Annotated in this window: 12 protein-coding genes and 2 pseudogenes; 13 read left to right on the top strand and 1 reads right to left on the bottom strand. The window is 61.1% G+C overall.

Annotated elements, in window-relative coordinates; all coding sequences use genetic code 11:
- Positions 1–7 precede the first annotated feature (7 nt).
- Both GKR99_07250 and GKR99_07255 read left to right on the top strand, forming a co-directional pair.
- Positions 8–1,003, top strand: a complete 996-nt coding sequence (locus GKR99_07250; GenBank protein NKB27348.1) for a helix-turn-helix domain-containing protein — start codon at positions 8–10, stop codon at positions 1,001–1,003.
- 54 nt (positions 1,004–1,057) lie between these two features.
- Complete coding sequence (locus tag GKR99_07255) at positions 1,058–1,777, top strand: type 1 glutamine amidotransferase (protein NKB27349.1); 720 nt, start codon at positions 1,058–1,060, stop codon at positions 1,775–1,777.
- Between the two features lie 34 nt (positions 1,778–1,811).
- On the opposite strand, the gene GKR99_07260 is transcribed toward GKR99_07255, so the two are convergent.
- Positions 1,812–2,501 (bottom strand): FCD domain-containing protein, encoded by a 690-nt coding sequence (locus GKR99_07260; protein NKB27350.1) that lies wholly within the window; start codon positions 2,499–2,501, stop codon positions 1,812–1,814.
- 180 nt (positions 2,502–2,681) lie between these two features.
- On the opposite strand from GKR99_07260, the pseudogene GKR99_07265 reads away from it, so the two are divergent.
- The 11 genes and pseudogenes from GKR99_07265 to GKR99_07315 all read left to right on the top strand — a co-directional run bounded on the left by GKR99_07265 (position 2,682) and on the right by GKR99_07315 (position 16,050).
- Positions 2,682–3,674 (top strand): annotated as a pseudogene (locus GKR99_07265) (FAD-dependent oxidoreductase).
- Between the two features lie 734 nt (positions 3,675–4,408).
- On the top strand, positions 4,409–5,197 hold the full coding sequence (locus GKR99_07270) for a glutamine amidotransferase (GenBank protein NKB27351.1): 789 nt from the start codon (positions 4,409–4,411) through the stop codon (positions 5,195–5,197).
- Positions 5,198–5,217: 20 nt separating this feature from the next.
- Positions 5,218–6,041 (top strand): annotated as a pseudogene (locus tag GKR99_07275) (GXGXG motif-containing protein).
- An 80-nt stretch (positions 6,042–6,121) separates the two neighbouring features.
- Positions 6,122–7,486: an FMN-binding glutamate synthase family protein gene (locus GKR99_07280; protein ID NKB27352.1), complete on the top strand. Its 1,365-nt coding sequence runs from the start codon at positions 6,122–6,124 to the stop codon at positions 7,484–7,486.
- A gap of 77 nt (positions 7,487–7,563) precedes the next feature.
- Positions 7,564–7,977, top strand: coding sequence for a hypothetical protein (locus tag GKR99_07285; protein NKB27353.1), 414 nt, complete (start codon positions 7,564–7,566; stop codon positions 7,975–7,977).
- A gap of 41 nt (positions 7,978–8,018) precedes the next feature.
- Complete coding sequence (locus GKR99_07290; GenBank protein NKB27354.1) at positions 8,019–8,789, top strand: carbon-nitrogen hydrolase family protein; 771 nt, start codon at positions 8,019–8,021, stop codon at positions 8,787–8,789.
- Positions 8,786–9,373, top strand: a complete 588-nt coding sequence (locus GKR99_07295) for a hypothetical protein (GenBank protein ID NKB27355.1) — start codon at positions 8,786–8,788, stop codon at positions 9,371–9,373. Before GKR99_07290 ends, GKR99_07295 begins: the two co-directional genes overlap by 4 nt.
- Positions 9,374–9,471: 98 nt before the next feature.
- The gene (locus GKR99_07300; protein ID NKB27356.1) at positions 9,472–10,404 is read left to right on the top strand and encodes a glycine/betaine ABC transporter substrate-binding protein; all 933 of its coding nucleotides are present in this window, start codon (positions 9,472–9,474) and stop codon (positions 10,402–10,404) included.
- A gap of 144 nt (positions 10,405–10,548) precedes the next feature.
- Positions 10,549–11,619 (top strand): ATP-binding cassette domain-containing protein, encoded by a 1,071-nt coding sequence (locus GKR99_07305; protein NKB27357.1) that lies wholly within the window; start codon positions 10,549–10,551, stop codon positions 11,617–11,619.
- A gap of 1 nt (position 11,620) precedes the next feature.
- On the top strand, positions 11,621–13,678 hold the full coding sequence (locus GKR99_07310; protein ID NKB27358.1) for an ABC transporter permease subunit: 2,058 nt from the start codon (positions 11,621–11,623) through the stop codon (positions 13,676–13,678).
- On the top strand, positions 13,678–16,050 hold the full coding sequence (locus GKR99_07315) for a DUF1989 domain-containing protein (GenBank protein ID NKB27359.1): 2,373 nt from the start codon (positions 13,678–13,680) through the stop codon (positions 16,048–16,050). Before GKR99_07310 ends, GKR99_07315 begins: the two co-directional genes overlap by 1 nt.
- The last annotated feature ends 204 nt before the right edge of the window (positions 16,051–16,254 follow it).

Below are 16,254 nucleotides of genomic sequence, written 5' to 3' on the forward strand. Positions count from 1 at the left end.
CCGATGGCTGGACTTTTCCAGAACGGACGCTCATTTTGCTGAAATGGACGAGAATGGATCAAACGCGCGCGCAACCCGGGTCGGAGTCCTGCCATTGGCGGGCTTTGCACTGATGTCCTATGCCTCGACAGTCGAACCGTTCCGGGCGGCAAATCTGCTCAGCGGGCGGGCGCTGTATGAGGTGACGATCATCGGCGCAGGCCCCGAAATGATCGCAAGTTCCGGGCAGGGGGGCGTCGTGCCCGTGGCCACGGTCGGGCAGGGGCTGCAACTGGATTATCTGTTCGTGATTGCCGGAGGCGATCCGGCGTCGGTCGAAGATGCCGCCCTGTTTCGCTGGCTGGGCCGAATGGCGCGCAGCGGGGCGATCCTTGGCGGTGTTTCCGGCGGTCCGGTCATCCTGGCACGCGCGGGTCTGATGGAAGGGCGGCGCATGACCGTGCATTGGGAACATGCCGAGGCTTTGGCCGAGGTGTCGCCAAATCTGATGATCGACCGCACGCTTTATGTGATCGACCGGGATCGCGTGACTTGCGCAGGCGGCACGGCGCCGATGGATCTGATGCACGCGCTGATCGCGCAGGATCACGGCGCGACCTTCGCTCAATCGGTCAGCGACTGGTTCCTGCACACGGATATCCGCCCCTCGGGCGGGCCACAGCGTGGCGGTCTGGTGGCGCGCGTTGGAACGACGAATGCGGCCATCCTGTCGGCGGTCTCGGCGATGGAAAACCACGTGGCCGACCCCCTGAGCCTGGTTGATCTGGCCGAATTCGCCGGTGTTTCGGCGCGCCAATTGATGCGTTTGTTCCAGGCCCGGCTGGGGCAATCGGCGATGGGGTATTACAGGGATCTGAGGCTGGATAAGGCGCAGAACCTGATGCGGAATTCGGCGCTGCCGCTGACCGAGATTGCGCTGGCCACCGGCTTTGCCAACTCCTCCCATTTCAGCCGCGCCTATACGGCCCGTTTTGGGGCTGCGCCGTCGACATTTCGGGCGTGACTTGCCCCCAGGCCGCGCTTGCCCCTAGGGTCGCCGCCAGAATCGGAGGCCCCAATGAAGATACTTGTCCTGCAACATGTGACGATCGAACATCCCGGAATATTCCGGTCTTTTCTGGCCGAAGATGGCCACAGATGGGACGCTGTGGAGTTGCAGAAGGGCGAGGAGTTGCCAGCGCTTGATGGCTATGACGCCCTGTGGGTCATGGGCGGGCCGATGGATGTCTGGCAGGAAGATGCTCACCCCTGGCTTGCCGAAGAAAAGGAATTCATCCGCGCCGCTGTTGCGGACCACGGCATGCCGTTTCTTGGCCTGTGCCTGGGCCATCAACTGCTGGCCGAGGCGCTCGGCGGTTCGGTCGGGCCGTCAGCGACGCCTGAAATTGGCGTGATGGATGTGCATCTGACCCAGGCAGGTGCCGATGGCGTATTGTTCGACGGGGTCGGCTTTCCGCTGGCGTGCCTGCAATGGCACAGTGCCGAGGTGACCCAGATGCCGCCCGGCGCGCAATGTCTGGCCACGTCAGACGCCTGCGCGGTGCAAGCAATGAAGTGGGGCACCCGCGCCTATTCGATGCAGTTTCATGTCGAGGTCGAGGCGGACACCGTGACCAATTGGGCCGAAATCACCGAATACGCGACGGCATTGGAACAGGCGATGGGCCAGGATGGCACCGCGCGCATGAATGCGGACAGCGCGGCCCGGATGGCGGACTTCAATACCGCGGCCGAGCGGATTTACATGAACTGGCTACAGGCGGTGGCGCGGACCTAAGCTGCCTTGCCGCCACGATACCGGTTTCACGACCTCAGGTTTCGGAGGCGCGCGTCAGGGACAAGCGCGCAGTTTCCAGATGTTCCTTCATGACATTGGCGGCGCGCTCGGGCTCTCGGGTGCGGATCGCGCTGAGGATTTGGCGATGCTGCATGTTGTATTGCGTGATGATGGATCGGTTCAGGGTCAGTTGCCGCATCCGCGTCCACTCATCCATGCTGCGTACCGAGGTGATCTGATCGATGATCCAGATCAACAGCCCGTTGCCGGTGCTGGCGGCCAGTAACCGGTGGAATTCGGTATCTTTTTCGGCAAATTCGGTTGGGTTGTCGGTGGCGCGTTCCATCGCCTGGCACAATTGTTCCAGCGCATCAAAATCGGCCCGCCGCCCATGCAGAACCGCCAGCCTGCAAATATGCGGCTCTAGCGCGAAACGGGTATCGATCAGTTCCAGCGGGTTGGCCTGTTCGACTGGCGCGGCCATCGCATCAGTCCCGCGATAGGTGACATATGTTCCGCTTCCGGGGCGAACCTCGACATAGTTTTCGCGTGCCAGTTGGGTCAGGGCATCACGGACGGTCCCGCGGGCAACACCATAGGTGTCCGCCATCCGCCGTTCCGCGGGCATACGGTCGTGCCGCAGGTATTCGCCATCCGCGATGGCACGGCGAATCGTTGCGGCAATATCAGCCGCGCCCAATCGTGGTTTTTCGGACAGTGTCATCGGATTCATCCCCCTGGAGTAGTCCAAAGTTATACCAAAGAATATAAAAAGCCAGAAAAATCGGAGATTTGGTACAGAAAAGGTTGATTTCCGGATCGGAATTGAAACTATGCCCCTAGTTGCGGAGCGAAAACGGAGCGGATCAAGCCGCTTGAACTGCCGCCCGGGGGAGAGACGAACATGGCATTTCCGGACCACGCGGATTTTGTGATCATCGGTGCAGGAATTCACGGGCTGTCCACCGCCTGGAGGCTGGCCGAGCGTCTGGCAGCGGCGGGTGAGCAGGTTGAAGGGCGCGTGGTCGTCCTCGACAAAACCGGGATCGCGGCGGGTGCCTCGGGCGTGGCCTGCGGCGTGGTGCGCAACAACTATTTCCAGCCCGCGATGCGCAAACTGATGGCGCATTCGGTGAACGTTTGGGAAAGCGATCCCGAAGGCCTCAGCTATCATCCTGTCGGCTATATGCAGATTTCCAGCGAAAGCATGCGCGACGATGTCGGCAGCATTTATGCGCAACAGCAGGCAATCGGGTATGAAAGCGTTTTTGTCGAAGGTGCGCAGGCGTCCAGCGATTATATGAAGACAATCTTCGGTGACTGGCAGGCGCAGGGGATCACCAGTGTGCTGCACGAAAAGCGCGGCGGTTATTCGAACCAGACCAAGACGATGTACGCGCTGGCCGACAAGGTCGAAAAGCTGGGCGTGCGGATCATCACCGGGGTGACCGTGAAAGGGCTGAATTCGGAAAACGGCTCCAAAGCCGTCGCCTCGGTCGAAACTGACAAGGGCACGATTTCCTGTGAACGCGTTATCATGGGGGCCGGTCCCTGGGCGCGTGATTTCTGGGAAATGCTGGGTCAGCCGCGCAAGATCACCGTAAAGGGCCTGGATGGTCAGGTGCATGACGATGTCGACATGTGGCGGTTCTGGCAGCTGGAAGAGGGTGTGCTGCAACTGCCCCCGGAATCCGGCAATGCGGATGACGGAAAGATGCCGCCGGTGATCCATGTGGACACCGATGCGCCGCTCTATTCCACGGTGGATGGCAGCCTGATCACAGATGAGATGTGGGGCATCTATTATAAGCCCGACTGGCACTTTGGCGGCATTCAGGGCGGGGCGTCGCCCTATAAGGTCGAAACCCCGGTGAACGAGGTTCAGATCGACCCCTATCTGACCGCCGACTGCCGCGGCAACCTGCGCCGGATGCACGAGGAATTCACCAAGAAGCACGGCACCCAGCTGCGCATCGGGACCGAGCCGGAAATGATGTGGCTAAAGTACGATGAGAACGGCAAGCCGAAGGACGGGTTCTCCAAACCCTATTGCTATCACATCGACCAGTTCGAAAGCCTGCGCCCGGTCAGCCTTCAGGTGATCCGCTATGCCCGCAAGATGGGCCTCGACATGATCCAGGGCGATCATGAGGACGCGCCAGGACAGCTGGAACTGAACTGGATGTATGACGACGTTCTGCGCAACGCCGACCGCCTGACGACATACCGTCAGATCTGTGCGCAGGTTGCCCGCGAACACGGCATCTTTGCCTGCTTCATGACCAAGCCGTTCATGGGTGTCTCGGCCAGCGGCTGCCACCACAACATGAGCCTGTGGCGCGGTGGCGATGATGAGTTTGTGAAGGTCGGCAATGATCCCGACAACCTGCCGGGCATGCGCGACAACTATATGTACGTCAAAGGGGGTGAGAATACCTTCATGCCCGACGACGACGACCCGCAGATGCCGGGGGCCGAAGGGCTGAAGGCCATCGGTGGTGTGGTCCACAACTTGCAGGCGCTGACGGCTGTGGGCTGTTCGACCGTCAACAGCTATCGCCGTCTTTGGGATACAGGCTTCTGGGCGCCGGTCTTTGCCGACTGGGGCTTCCAGACCCGGACGCCTATATCATGCGGATCAAAGTGGCCGAGGCCGAAGATCGCGCCGTGGGCCACGGGGTTCACAAGCTGATCGCCGACCGGATCGCGCGAGTGGATGAGATTCTGGCCGAACACGGGGCCAACGTGTCTTCGAAGGAAGCGCCGGTCGAACATTCGCTGCGTTATGTGCTGACCCATGATGGCGACACGGCGGCGATGGCGACCCATATCGAAGAAGACAAGGGCACCGAAATCCTGTCGATGGGCAACGGGCTGGAGCTGATCAAGGATCTGGGCGATGCGGCTGATGTGGCCGGGGCCTATGGTCTGAACGATTTCACCGGTACGCACGGGATCGGCCACACCCGGATGGCCACTGAATCCGACGTGTATATCAAATCGGCGCACCCCTATTGGGCCTTCCCATATAACGACATCAGCGTCGTCCATAACGGCCAGATCACCAACTACTGGATCATGCGCCGCGAGATGGAGCGTAAGGGCCATCGCTTCATGTCCAATTGCGACAGCGAATTGCTGGCCGTCTACACCGCGCACAACCTATCCAACGGGATGGCGCTGGAGGACAGCCTGCGCCGCTCGATCGAGGAAATCGACGGTGTGTTCACCTATCTGGTGGCCACCAAGGATCAGCTTGGCATGGCCAAGGACACGATGGCCGCGAAACCGCTGGTTTTGTACGAAAGCGACGATCTGATCGCCATGGCCTCGGAAGAGGTCGCGATCCGCGCGATCCTGCCCCAGGAAATCGACACCACAGACCCCTATGATGAGGAGGTTCGCGTATGGCAAGCGTGACCGACGCCCAACTGAAGGAAATGACGCAGGAAGACCGCGTCAAAGCCCTGGGCATGACCACTGAAGAGCTGACGGGAAAGTCGCTCTATATCGAATTCGACCCGGACGCCGAGGAACGCTTCGAATACCCTTGGGCGCCAACGGTCGACTTCAACAAGCGGACCGAGATTGACTGCGACGGCAAGACCACGACCGAAGTGAACTCCAACATCCGTTCACTGATGGCCGAAGGGTTTGGCACCATCGTGTTGCAGAACCCGCGCGGCATGCACTCGCTTGGTGTGGGGATCCTCTCCAAGTTGAATTTGATCATCGAAGGATCGACCGGGTATTTCTCGACCGGGTTGATTGACGGGCCGAATGTGCGTGTGACGGGCCGGGTGGGCTGGTCGTGCGGCGAAAACATGATGTCGGGCACGATCATGATCGAGAAGAACGCAGGATCCACCTTCGGGGCGGCGATCTTGTGTGCCGCGGTTCGGTCGGGTCGCGCACTGGCATCGACCAGAAGGGCGGCACCATCATCGTGGGCGGCGACACCGGCGCACTCAGCGGTTTCATGATGCAGCGTGGGCGCATGGTTGTTTGCGGCAACGCGGGCAAGAACCTGGGCGACAGCATGTACGATGGCACCATCTTTGTCGGCGGAGAGATCAAGTCCTGCGGCGTTGACGCGGTTGAGGCCGAGTTGACGGACCTCGACAAGGCTTGGCTGACCCGCAAGCTCAGCCAGTACGGCATGATGCCCGACAAGGGCGTGGATCACTTCACCAAGATCGTCGCCGGCAAGATGCTGTGGAACTACGACAACCTCGAACCGAACGAGAAGAAGCTCATTCTTTGACGGGTTGCCGGGGTGAACCCCGGCCTACCCACGATTGTAGGCCGGGGTCCGCCCTGGCACCCGATGAAAGGAACACCAAGATGGCTGATGGTAGCCCGCCGACAAAGAAACCACTGGACCGCGATGTAAACCGGATCGGCGATTCATTCGTCTTCCCGCCGCGGGTCATGGATGACATCCACATCAAATCCGAACTGGGCCGGTATCGGATGCGGGGCTTTTCCCTGTTCAAGAAAATCCCCAATTGGGATGATCTGACCTTTCTGCCCGGCACGCTGACGCGCTTCGTGATCGAAGGTTATCGCGAAAAGTGCGAGACCAAGACGGTCATCGGCCCGCGCGCCGGGCGTCCGCTGGAACTGGACATTCCGGTTTACATCACGGGGATGAGCTTTGGCGCGCTGAGCTATGAGGCAAAGACCGCGCTGGCCCGTGGGGCGACCATGGCAGGCACGGCGACATGCTCGGGCGAGGGCGGGATGATCCCGGATGAGCGTCGGTATTCGTCGAAGTGGTTCTATCAGTGCATCCAGTCACGCTATGGCTTCAACCCGAACCATCTGGTGCTGGCGGATGGCTGCGAATTCTTCATCGGGCAGGGCTGTAAGGTTGGCCTTGGTGGCCACCTGATGGGCCAGAAGGTGACCGACCAGGTTGCCGAAATGCGCTCACTCCCCGCTGGCATCGACCAACGCTCACCCGCGCGGCACCCGGACTGGCTGGGCCCGGACGACCTGGCGCTGAAGATCCTTGAGATTCGTGAAGCAACAGGCGGCATGATCCCGATCCAGCTGAAGCTGGGGGCGAGCCGTGTCTATGATGACGTACGCATGGCGGTGAAATGTGACCCGGACTCGATCTATATCGACGGGATGGAAGGTGGCACCGGGGCTGGCCCGCACCTTGCGACCGAAGATACCGGTGTTCCGGGCATTGCTGCGATCCGTCAGGCCCGCAAGGCCATCGACGATCTTGGCAAACGCGGAGAGATTACGCTGATCTACGCAGGTGGCATCCGCAACGGTGCCGACGTCGCCAAGGCAATCGCGCTGGGTGCGGACGCCATCGCCATCGGCCATTCGGCGATGATGGCGCTGAACTGCAACAAGGACATCCCCGAGGCGAACTACCCCGAGGAAATCGGCGCGGACCCCGGATACTGCTATCACTGTCACACGGGCCGTTGCCCGGTGGGCGTGGCCACGCAGGATCCCAAACTGCGCGAACGTCTGGACCCGGATGAGGCGGCGGAACGGGTGTATAACTTCCTCCACACTCTGACGATCGAGGCACAGTTGTTCGCCCGCGCCTGTGGCAAGACGCATGTGCATTCGCTGGAACCGGAAGACCTTGCCGCGTTGACGATGGAGGCCAGCGCCATGGCCGGGGTTCCCCTGGCCGGGACCAATCACACGGTCGGCGTCGCCGATTATCACCACCTGTAGCGGAGCGCCGGGCAAAAGCCCGGCCTGCCGGAACTATGTAGGCCGGGCTTCAACCCGGCACCCGAGAGGAGAAACACATGGCGGGAACACAATACCGCGGGTCTGACATCGAAGATGTGGATCAATTCAGGAAGGATGCGGCGGGCCTCGGGTCCGAGCGCGAGAAGGAGATCGGGCAGCACATCGGCTATCGCTATGATGTGAACCTGGTGCCTGACTACAACCGGATCACTCCGTTTCTGACGAAGTATATGGAGGTGATGGGCTGGGATGACCTCAACTGGCTTGAGGATATCCACATGGGCTATGAAGAGGGCATGCCAGCCGTTTTTGACCGCAATATCAACGGCTGGGTGCGTATCCCGGACACGATCGAGCTGCCAGACAATCAGCAGGATCGCGACATGATCGCGCGCGAGTTGCTGTTGAAATTCCAGATGTCGGACCGCCACCCGCTGGTGACATTGCGCAAGGCCTACATGAAGTTTTGAGCGACCGCACCGCACATATCGCCTGTTTGCAGACCCGGCCCATGCCCGATTTCCAGTCGGCATGGGACGAGGCGCAGATGCTGTTCCTGCCGGAATATTGCGGCGGGTTGGCCACCGACGGGGCAGCCGTTGCGCCACCTTCTGCGCCCGAAGCGGCGCATCCGTTTCTGGCGAAGGCGCGTGCCTTTGCGGCGGATCGCGGCGTCTGGATGATGCTGGGTTCCATCGCGGTGGACGGGCTGGACGACAAGATCATCAATCGCGGCGTGATGCTGGACGATGTCGGGCAGATCCGGGGCCGGTACGACAAGATCCACATGTTCGATATCCAGCTGAGCGATGCCGAAGTCTACCGCGAAAGCGCATGCGTCGCGCCCGGTGGGACGGCGGTGATCCATGACACACCAATCGGCAAGATCGGCCACACGATCTGTTACGATCTGCGGTTCCCGCATCTGTACCGCGATCTTGCGCAGGCCGGGGCCGATGTTCTGACCGTTCCGGCCGCTTTCACAAAACGCACGGGCGAAGCCCACTGGCACGTTCTGAACCGGGCGCGCGCCATCGAGAATGGCGCCTTCGTCGTCGCCCCCTGCGCCATCGGAGATATCTCCGGCGGCGGCGCGTCCTATGGCCATTCGCTGATCGTGAACCCCTGGGGAGAGGTTTTGGCCGATGGCGGCGATCGGCCCGGCGTCATCTCGGCCACAATCAACCTTGCTGAGGTGGCCGCGGCCCGCGCCCGCATTCCCAGCCTGATGCACGACCGCGCCTACAGGCTGGTGGACGCCGGCGAAAGGGGCGCTGCATGAGCTCGCTTGCAACCGCATTCGGGGCGTCGATCACCGACAGCCCGTTGAAAGACAGCTTCCTCAAGTGGCAGTGCCGGGTGCGCCAGATCGCCATGCGTGATGCAGACGGGCGGCCCGATGATGCGATCATGCCTGCCGTCACACTGGCCGGGCAGGGCGAACCGATGGGTCAGATCATCACGCTGCTGAACAAAGCCCCGGCGCATTCGGTGACGCCGGAAATGCGCTTCATGGCGAAAAAGACCAACGATCCGGCACAGATTCGGGATGGCGCACTGAAATACTTCAGCGCGACCTATTACCAGAAGCACCGCGAATTCAGCGATATTCTGACGGCGACCTTTGTGCCCGGTTCCGAAGGCGCCGCGGCAATCCGCGCCGCCGATCGTGTGACGCTGACATTCGACGCCTACGCCCAGCGCTTTGATCTGGACTGCAAAGTCTGGCGGCTGGCGGCACATAACCCGCTTTATCAGGCGACCATGGCGCACAACCTGCTGTTCAACCCCGCCCTGCACCCGGACACCGAGGTGCTAGGCTTTGAACCCGACTGGGACACATCAATCAAACACGAGGCACGATAACGAGAACAACGACACGCGGGTCAACCGCGGCATCCGGGGCGGGAGGCCCCGCCAGAACGCGGCATTTCCGCCGCACAAACCGATGGGAGAACGATGAAATGAACAAGTTTACCACCTCAATCGCTGCAGGTCTGCTTGCCGCCGCGCCAATGGCGGCGTTTGCGCAAGATAGCAGCAAGCCGATCGTCATTCCGACGCACAACTGGTCCAGCCAGGTCGTCATGGCCTATGTGATCGGCGGCATCTTTGAATCGATGGGCAACAACGTTGAATACGTGCCCGCCGACAGCCAGGCAGTGTATGAGGCGATCCGCAACGACGATGTGACGATCAGCCACGAAGTCTGGCAGTCGACCTTTGGCGCCTCGTTCTACAACGCCATGGAAAAAGGCGGCGTGATCGACGCAGGCACGCATGAGGCCGCGACCCTCGAAGAAATGGGCGTGCCGCAGTACGTGATCGACGACAACCTTTGCCCCGGCCTGCCGAATTGGGAAGCGCTGAAGGATTGTGCCGACGTCTTTGCCACGGCTGACAGCGACGGCAAGGGCCGCTGGCTGGAAGGTCCGCAAAGCTGGCATGGCGATCTGATGCCTGTCCGCCTGGAAGCCCTGGGTCTGGGTGACCTTTACACGGTCAAGTTTGCCGGTGGCGCTGACGCGATCTGGGCCGAGCTGGCCTCGGCCAAGAAAGAGGGTCGCGGGATCATCACCTTCAACTGGACGCCGAACTTCACGGATGCCGACGGCTTCGTGTTCATCGAATTCCCGGCCTATGAAGATGGCTGCCGGGTTGCCGATGGTGGCGACGGTTCCTGCGGTTCGCCCAAGGGCTGGCTGAAGAAAGCGGCGAACTACAAGTTCCCGAAAACACACCCCAAGGCTTACAAAATGTTCTCCAAACTGTCGTTCACCTCGGGTGAGATCGGGCAGATGGCGGCATTGGTCGACATCGACGGGATGAGCCATCAGGACGCCGCCACCAAGTGGCTGGCCGACAACGAAAACGTGTGGAAGCCTTTCCTGGACTGATCCCATTGTGAAGGGGTCATCTGTGATCCAAAGATCAACGCCCCCCGGCGGTTCCGACCGGCGGGGGTATCCTGTGACAAGACAGAACGCCAATCGCCCGATAGACTGTCAGGCGCAAAAACAAGAATGACGGGGAATCGCACCATGGTGCAGGATGGGCAATCCAGCAAAGCCGACAAGCCGGTGATCGAGTGCCGCTCGGTCTATAAAATCTTCGGGGACAACGCGAACAAGATGATGGCGGCGGCCAACGGCAAGGTCGACGCCAAGGAATTTCAGGATGCGGGCTGTGTGGTCGGCGTCAACGACGCCAGTTTCAAGGTTCACCGCGGCGAAATGCTGGTGGTCATGGGCCTGTCCGGGTCGGGCAAATCGACGCTGCTGCGCTGTATTTCCCGGCTGACTGACACCACGGCCGGGCAGATTTTCATTGACGGCGAAGACCTGCTGGCGATGAACTCCAAAAAACTGATCGAGTTGCGGCGCAACAAGATGGGCATGGTGTTTCAAAGCTTCGCCCTGCTGCCCCACAAAACCGTGCTGGAAAACATTGCCTTTCCCCTGCAGGTCAAGGGTCAAAGCACCGCCGAAAGCATCAAACGCGCCGTTGATATGGTCGAACTGGTCGGCCTGACCGGGCGCGAGAACTATTTTCCCCGCCAGCTTTCAGGCGGTCAGCAACAGCGCGTCGGCATCGCACGCTCATTGGCTGTCGAACCCGATATCTGGTTTCTGGACGAACCGTTTCCAGCGCTCGACCCACTGATCCGCAAGGAAATGCAGGATGAATTCCTGCGCCTGCAGGACGTGCTGCACAAGACGATCCTGTTCGTGACCCATGATTTTGCCGAAGCCCTGCGCCTTGCCGACCGGATCGCGATCATGAAGGACGGGATCATCGAACAGCTCGATACACCCGCCAACATCGTGCTGAACCCGGCGACCGAGTATGTCCGCAAATTCACCGAAGAGGTTCCGCGCGAGAAGGTGCTGAAAATCGCCTCGGTCATGGAAGATGTGACACCGGGCGAGGACCTGAGCGAATTGCAGGTACCCGGCGATGCAATCATCGAGGATGTGGCCGAGGCGATCCTGCGCGAACCCCGCAGCGTGGCCGTCGTGGATGAGGCCCGCAAGATCATCGGCACCGTCCATGCGCGCCACCTGATCCATCTGCTGTTCGGCGATGCCAATAAAACCGGGGTCACGGCCTAAGATGGAGGCGCTGCGAAACTCCAAACCGGCGCAGTTCGCGCTGCTTCTGGTGGCGTTCCTGCTGCTGTACTGGCTGATTGCGCCCGATGAGGCGAATGTGTTCTGGCGGTTGCCTGCATTGCTGGCAGGCTGGCCTGCGGCGATCAACAATGGTGCCGATTATCTGATGTTCGATTGGTGGCAGATCCCGGTCTATGACGCGGATCTGGACGACTATGAAGACAAGGCGCTGCTGCGCGAGGTAACGCGCGGATTTTCCCGTGCGGTGCTGTTTCTGATTGAGTTGATCCGAGAGATCTTGTTGGGCGGGGTGAAAACCATCGTCGCCTTCACCAGTTGGGACTGGCAGGGCGAAAACCCCTGGGCGGTTTGGCCGGCCTTGCCGTGGACGGTGGTTTGGGGCGGCACTGTGCTGCTGGGCTACACTCTGAACGGCTGGCGTCTGGCGCTGCTGGCGGCGATCGGGATCGGCTACATCGCGATATTCGGCCAGTGGGAACCGGCGATGGAAACGCTTAGCTTCGTTCTGGTCGCTGCACCGGTGTCGATCCTGCTGGGGCTGGCGTTCGGCATCTGGTCGTACAAAAGCCGCACGGTCGAAGCGGTCCTGTCGCCGCTGCTGAACGTCGCGCAGACCATGCCGCATTTTTCCTATCTGGTGCCAATCACCGTGTTCTTCGGCGTCGGCGACCACGCCGGGGCCATCGCCACCATCGTCTTTGCCACCCCGCCAATGATCCGCCTGACCTTGCTGGGCCTGAAGAAGGTCCCCGAAGAGGTGATTGAGGCGGGCTTTATGAGCGGTTGCACCAACCGTCAGACCCTGTTCAATGTGCTAATCCCGACCGCCCGGCGCGACATGCTGATCGGGGTCAATCAGGTGATCATGCAATGTCTGGCGATGGCGGTCATCGCCTCGTTCATCGGGGCCAAGGGGCTGGGGTTCAACCTGCTGCTGGCACTGAACCAGCTGCGCATCGGGCAGGCACTGGAACTGGGCATCTGCATCGTGCTGATCGCGGTCGTGCTCGACAAACTGTCGCTCGCCTGGGCCAACAAGCAGACCGACTATTTCGCGGACCTGAGCTGGACTGAGCGTCATCGTTTTGGCCTGATCTTCGCGGCGATTTTCGCCGGAGGGGTCGTGCTGGCCTGGATCGGATCGCTGATCTTCACCGAGGGGCCGAACTACGCCTACATCATCCCCCACAACAAAGGCATCACGACCGAGCCGATCTGGCAGGCCGGCGTCGATTGGATGGTCGAGAATTGGTACGCGGGTCTTCAGGGGTTCAATGTGTTCCTGATCACCGGCATCCTGCAACCGATGAAGGCCGCCTATCTGGGGATGCCGGTGGCGGCGACATTCCTTCTGGTGATGGGCACCGGCTGGATCATCGGTGGCTGGAAGTCGGCACTGGTGGTCAGCGGGTTCATCCTGTTCATCGCCCTGACACCCTGGTGGGACCGGGCGCTGATTACCGCGTATATGACCTCATTCGCCGTCATCGTTTCGGTGGTGATCGGGGTGACGGCCGGTTCCATTGCCGCACAGCGCGAGGGCCCGGCCAAGGCAGTGCTGCTGGTCTGTGACACGTTTCAGACCTTCCCGTCCTTCATCTACCTGATCCCGGTGATCATGCTGTTCGGCGTAACCGACACCAGCGTTCTGATCGCGGTCATCATCTATGCGACGATCCCCGCAACCCGGTACACGATCGAAGGCATCAGAAACGTGCCGCCCAACCTGAAGGACGCGGGCGCGATGTCGGGCGTTACACCATTGCAGCGGATGTTCAAAATCGACCTGCCGCTGGCCTTTCCGCATATTATGCTGGGCGTGAACCAGACCGTCGTGTTTGCCTTGTTCATGGTGATCATCGGGGCGATGATCGGCACCGACGATTTGGGGCAATTCATCCTGAAGGCGCTGTCGGACAAAAACGGCATCGGCAACGGGCTGATGCTTGGCCTGTGCGTGGCCTTCTTCGGTCTGGCGGTGGATCACCTGATCCACACCTGGGCGGCTGAGCGTAAAGCCGCATTGGGGATCGCCTGATGGGCGTGAAGCCGATATTCGAAACGCCGTTTGAACGGCGCGGCATCGTCAACCCCGGCCTGCCGATCCTGCCCCACGGGACTGAGCGCTATCCCGTACCCGGCGGCGGTTCCCGCGCCGTGGCAATCCGCAAAGGGGATGAGGTTTCGGTGCTCGATCGCGAAGGGTTGCAGGTGGGAGAGGTCGTGTTCTTCGCCCCCGATGGATCATCCTCCGCAGGCATGATCGGCGGGCAGGGGGCCGGTGCGCCCACTGGCACGCAGGCGGTTCTGGCGAACGGCTCACTCTCGGGTGCAAAGGTGTTGAAGGCGCTGAAATCCGCGGGCTTCGATCTTGGCCGGGCCGAAGCGGTGCGTGTGTTCCCGGAAGGATCGCGCCCCGGAGATATGGAGCATTTCGCCGCCATCGTTGACGGGCTGCTAATCGTCGCGGCCCCCGGCGGGCCGATGGACGCCCACGCCCAGAATGCCCCGACCGAGCTGATCCTCTATGTCCGTCGCGCCGATCCGGGTGACCCAAAGGATGGCCGCGCCCCGCCCGACCCGCTGGCCGACGCCTTGCAGGATTTCAACATCCAGCCCGGCAATGCCACCGCTTATGAGGTCAAGGAAGGCGAGTTCATCCAGATCCTAGACGTGCAGGGGCGCGAGTGTTCCGACTTCCAGGCATTTTCGGCCCGCGCGCTGGACAAGGGGCAGGAGCGCGAGATTGACCCGACTACCACGCGGTCCCTTATGGGCAGCCTCTGGCCGCAGCCGGGAATTTTCAGCAAGTACTGGAGCAGCGATCAGGAACCATTGGTCGAGATTGTACAGGACACTTGCGGCCAGCACGATACCTTTGGTCTGGCCTGCACGGCGCGGTATTACGAAGACCTCGGCTATCCGGGGCACAAGAACTGCTCGGACAATATGAATGCCGACCTCAAGCGGTTCGATATCCGCCCGCGCGGCGGCTGGCCTGCGATCAACTTTTTCTTCAATACGATGCTGGACGACACCAACGCCATCGGCATGGACGACCCCTGGTCGCGGCCCGGCGATTATGTCCTGCTGCGCGCCCTGACCGATCTGGTCTGTGTCAGCACCGGCTGCCCCTGCGACGTCGATCCGGCCAACGGCTGGAACCCGACCGACATTCAGGTTCGGACCTATAAGGCGGGCGAAGACTTCAAACGCTCGATTGCCTACAGAAAATCTGCGGAGGCGGATGTGGAAGACACCAAACAAACCGGGTTTCACAATTGCTTTGCCCGGCACACCCGCGATTTCGTGGAATACAACGGCTATTGGCTGGCCAACCAGATGACCAACCATGGTGCCATCGCCGAATACTGGGCCTGCCGCGAAAAGGCGGCGGTGATGGATCTGTCGCCGCTGCGCAAGTACGAGGTTACCGGCCCGGACGCGGAACTGCTGATGCAGACCTGCGTGACCCGCGACATGAAGAAGCTGAGCGTCGGGCAGGTGGTCTATACCGCCATGTGCTATGACCACGGTGGAATGATCGACGACGGCACAGTGTACCGGCTGGGCGAGATGAATTTCCGCTGGATCGGCGGCAATGACACCAGCGGGCTGTGGCTGCGCGAACAGGCGCAGAAATTGGGGCTGAACGCCTGGGTGCGGTCATCGACCGATCAGATGCACAACATCGCCGTTCAGGGGCCGCTCAGCCGCGAAATCCTCAGCCAGATATTCTGGACCGCGCCACAACAGCCCACGATTGACGAATTGCCATGGTTCCGCCTGACCATCGCGCGGATCGGTGACGTGCACGGCACGGCAGTGGTCATCAGCCGGACGGGGTATTCGGGTGAGCTTGGGTATGAGATCTTCTGCCACCCGAAGGATGCCGAAGAGATCTTCGATGCCGTCTGGAAGGTCGGCGAACCGATGGGCATGGTCCCCCTCGGCCTCGCCGCACTGGACATGCTGCGGATCGAGGGCGGGTTGATCTTCGCGGGCAGCGAGTTTGATGACCAGACCGACCCGATGGAAGCCGGGATCGGGTTTACCGTGCCGCTGAAGTCCAAGACCGATGATTTTGTTGGGCGTGAGGCTCTGGTCGAACGCAAGGACCATCCGCATCGCAAGCTGGTCGGGCTGGATATCGAGGGCGGGCTGGTGCCGTCACCCGGCGACTGTGTGCGGATAGGCAAGGCGCAGGTGGGGGAAGTCACTTCAGCGATGAAATCGCCGATCCTGGGGAAGGTGATCGCGCTGGCGCGGGTGGATGTGAAGCATTCGGAAATCGGCAGCGCCATCGAGGTTGGCCAGCTGGACGGCCAGCAAAAGCGTCTAAAGGCCACGGTTTGCCCGTTCCCGCACTTCGATCCGACGAAAGAGCGTGTGAAGGGGAACTACGACTGACGCACGACTGATGCGGTGGTCGAGGGGGAATGTTTACGGATTTCCTCCTCCGCCCGGACACAACCCCGAAAGACGTCGCGCGGACCCGCAGATGGCCCCACGCCCGGCTTGCATTGGATTAAGTTAATCTCTGCCACAAGGGAAAAAGTCTTTCCCCCCCGTGCATTTCCCGACCCGGCCCCCATTGCATTTTTCGCCGCCGCG

The sequence above is a fragment of the Paracoccaceae bacterium genome, assembly GCA_012103375.1.
Taxonomy (GTDB): Bacteria; Pseudomonadota; Alphaproteobacteria; order Rhodobacterales; family Rhodobacteraceae; genus WLWX01.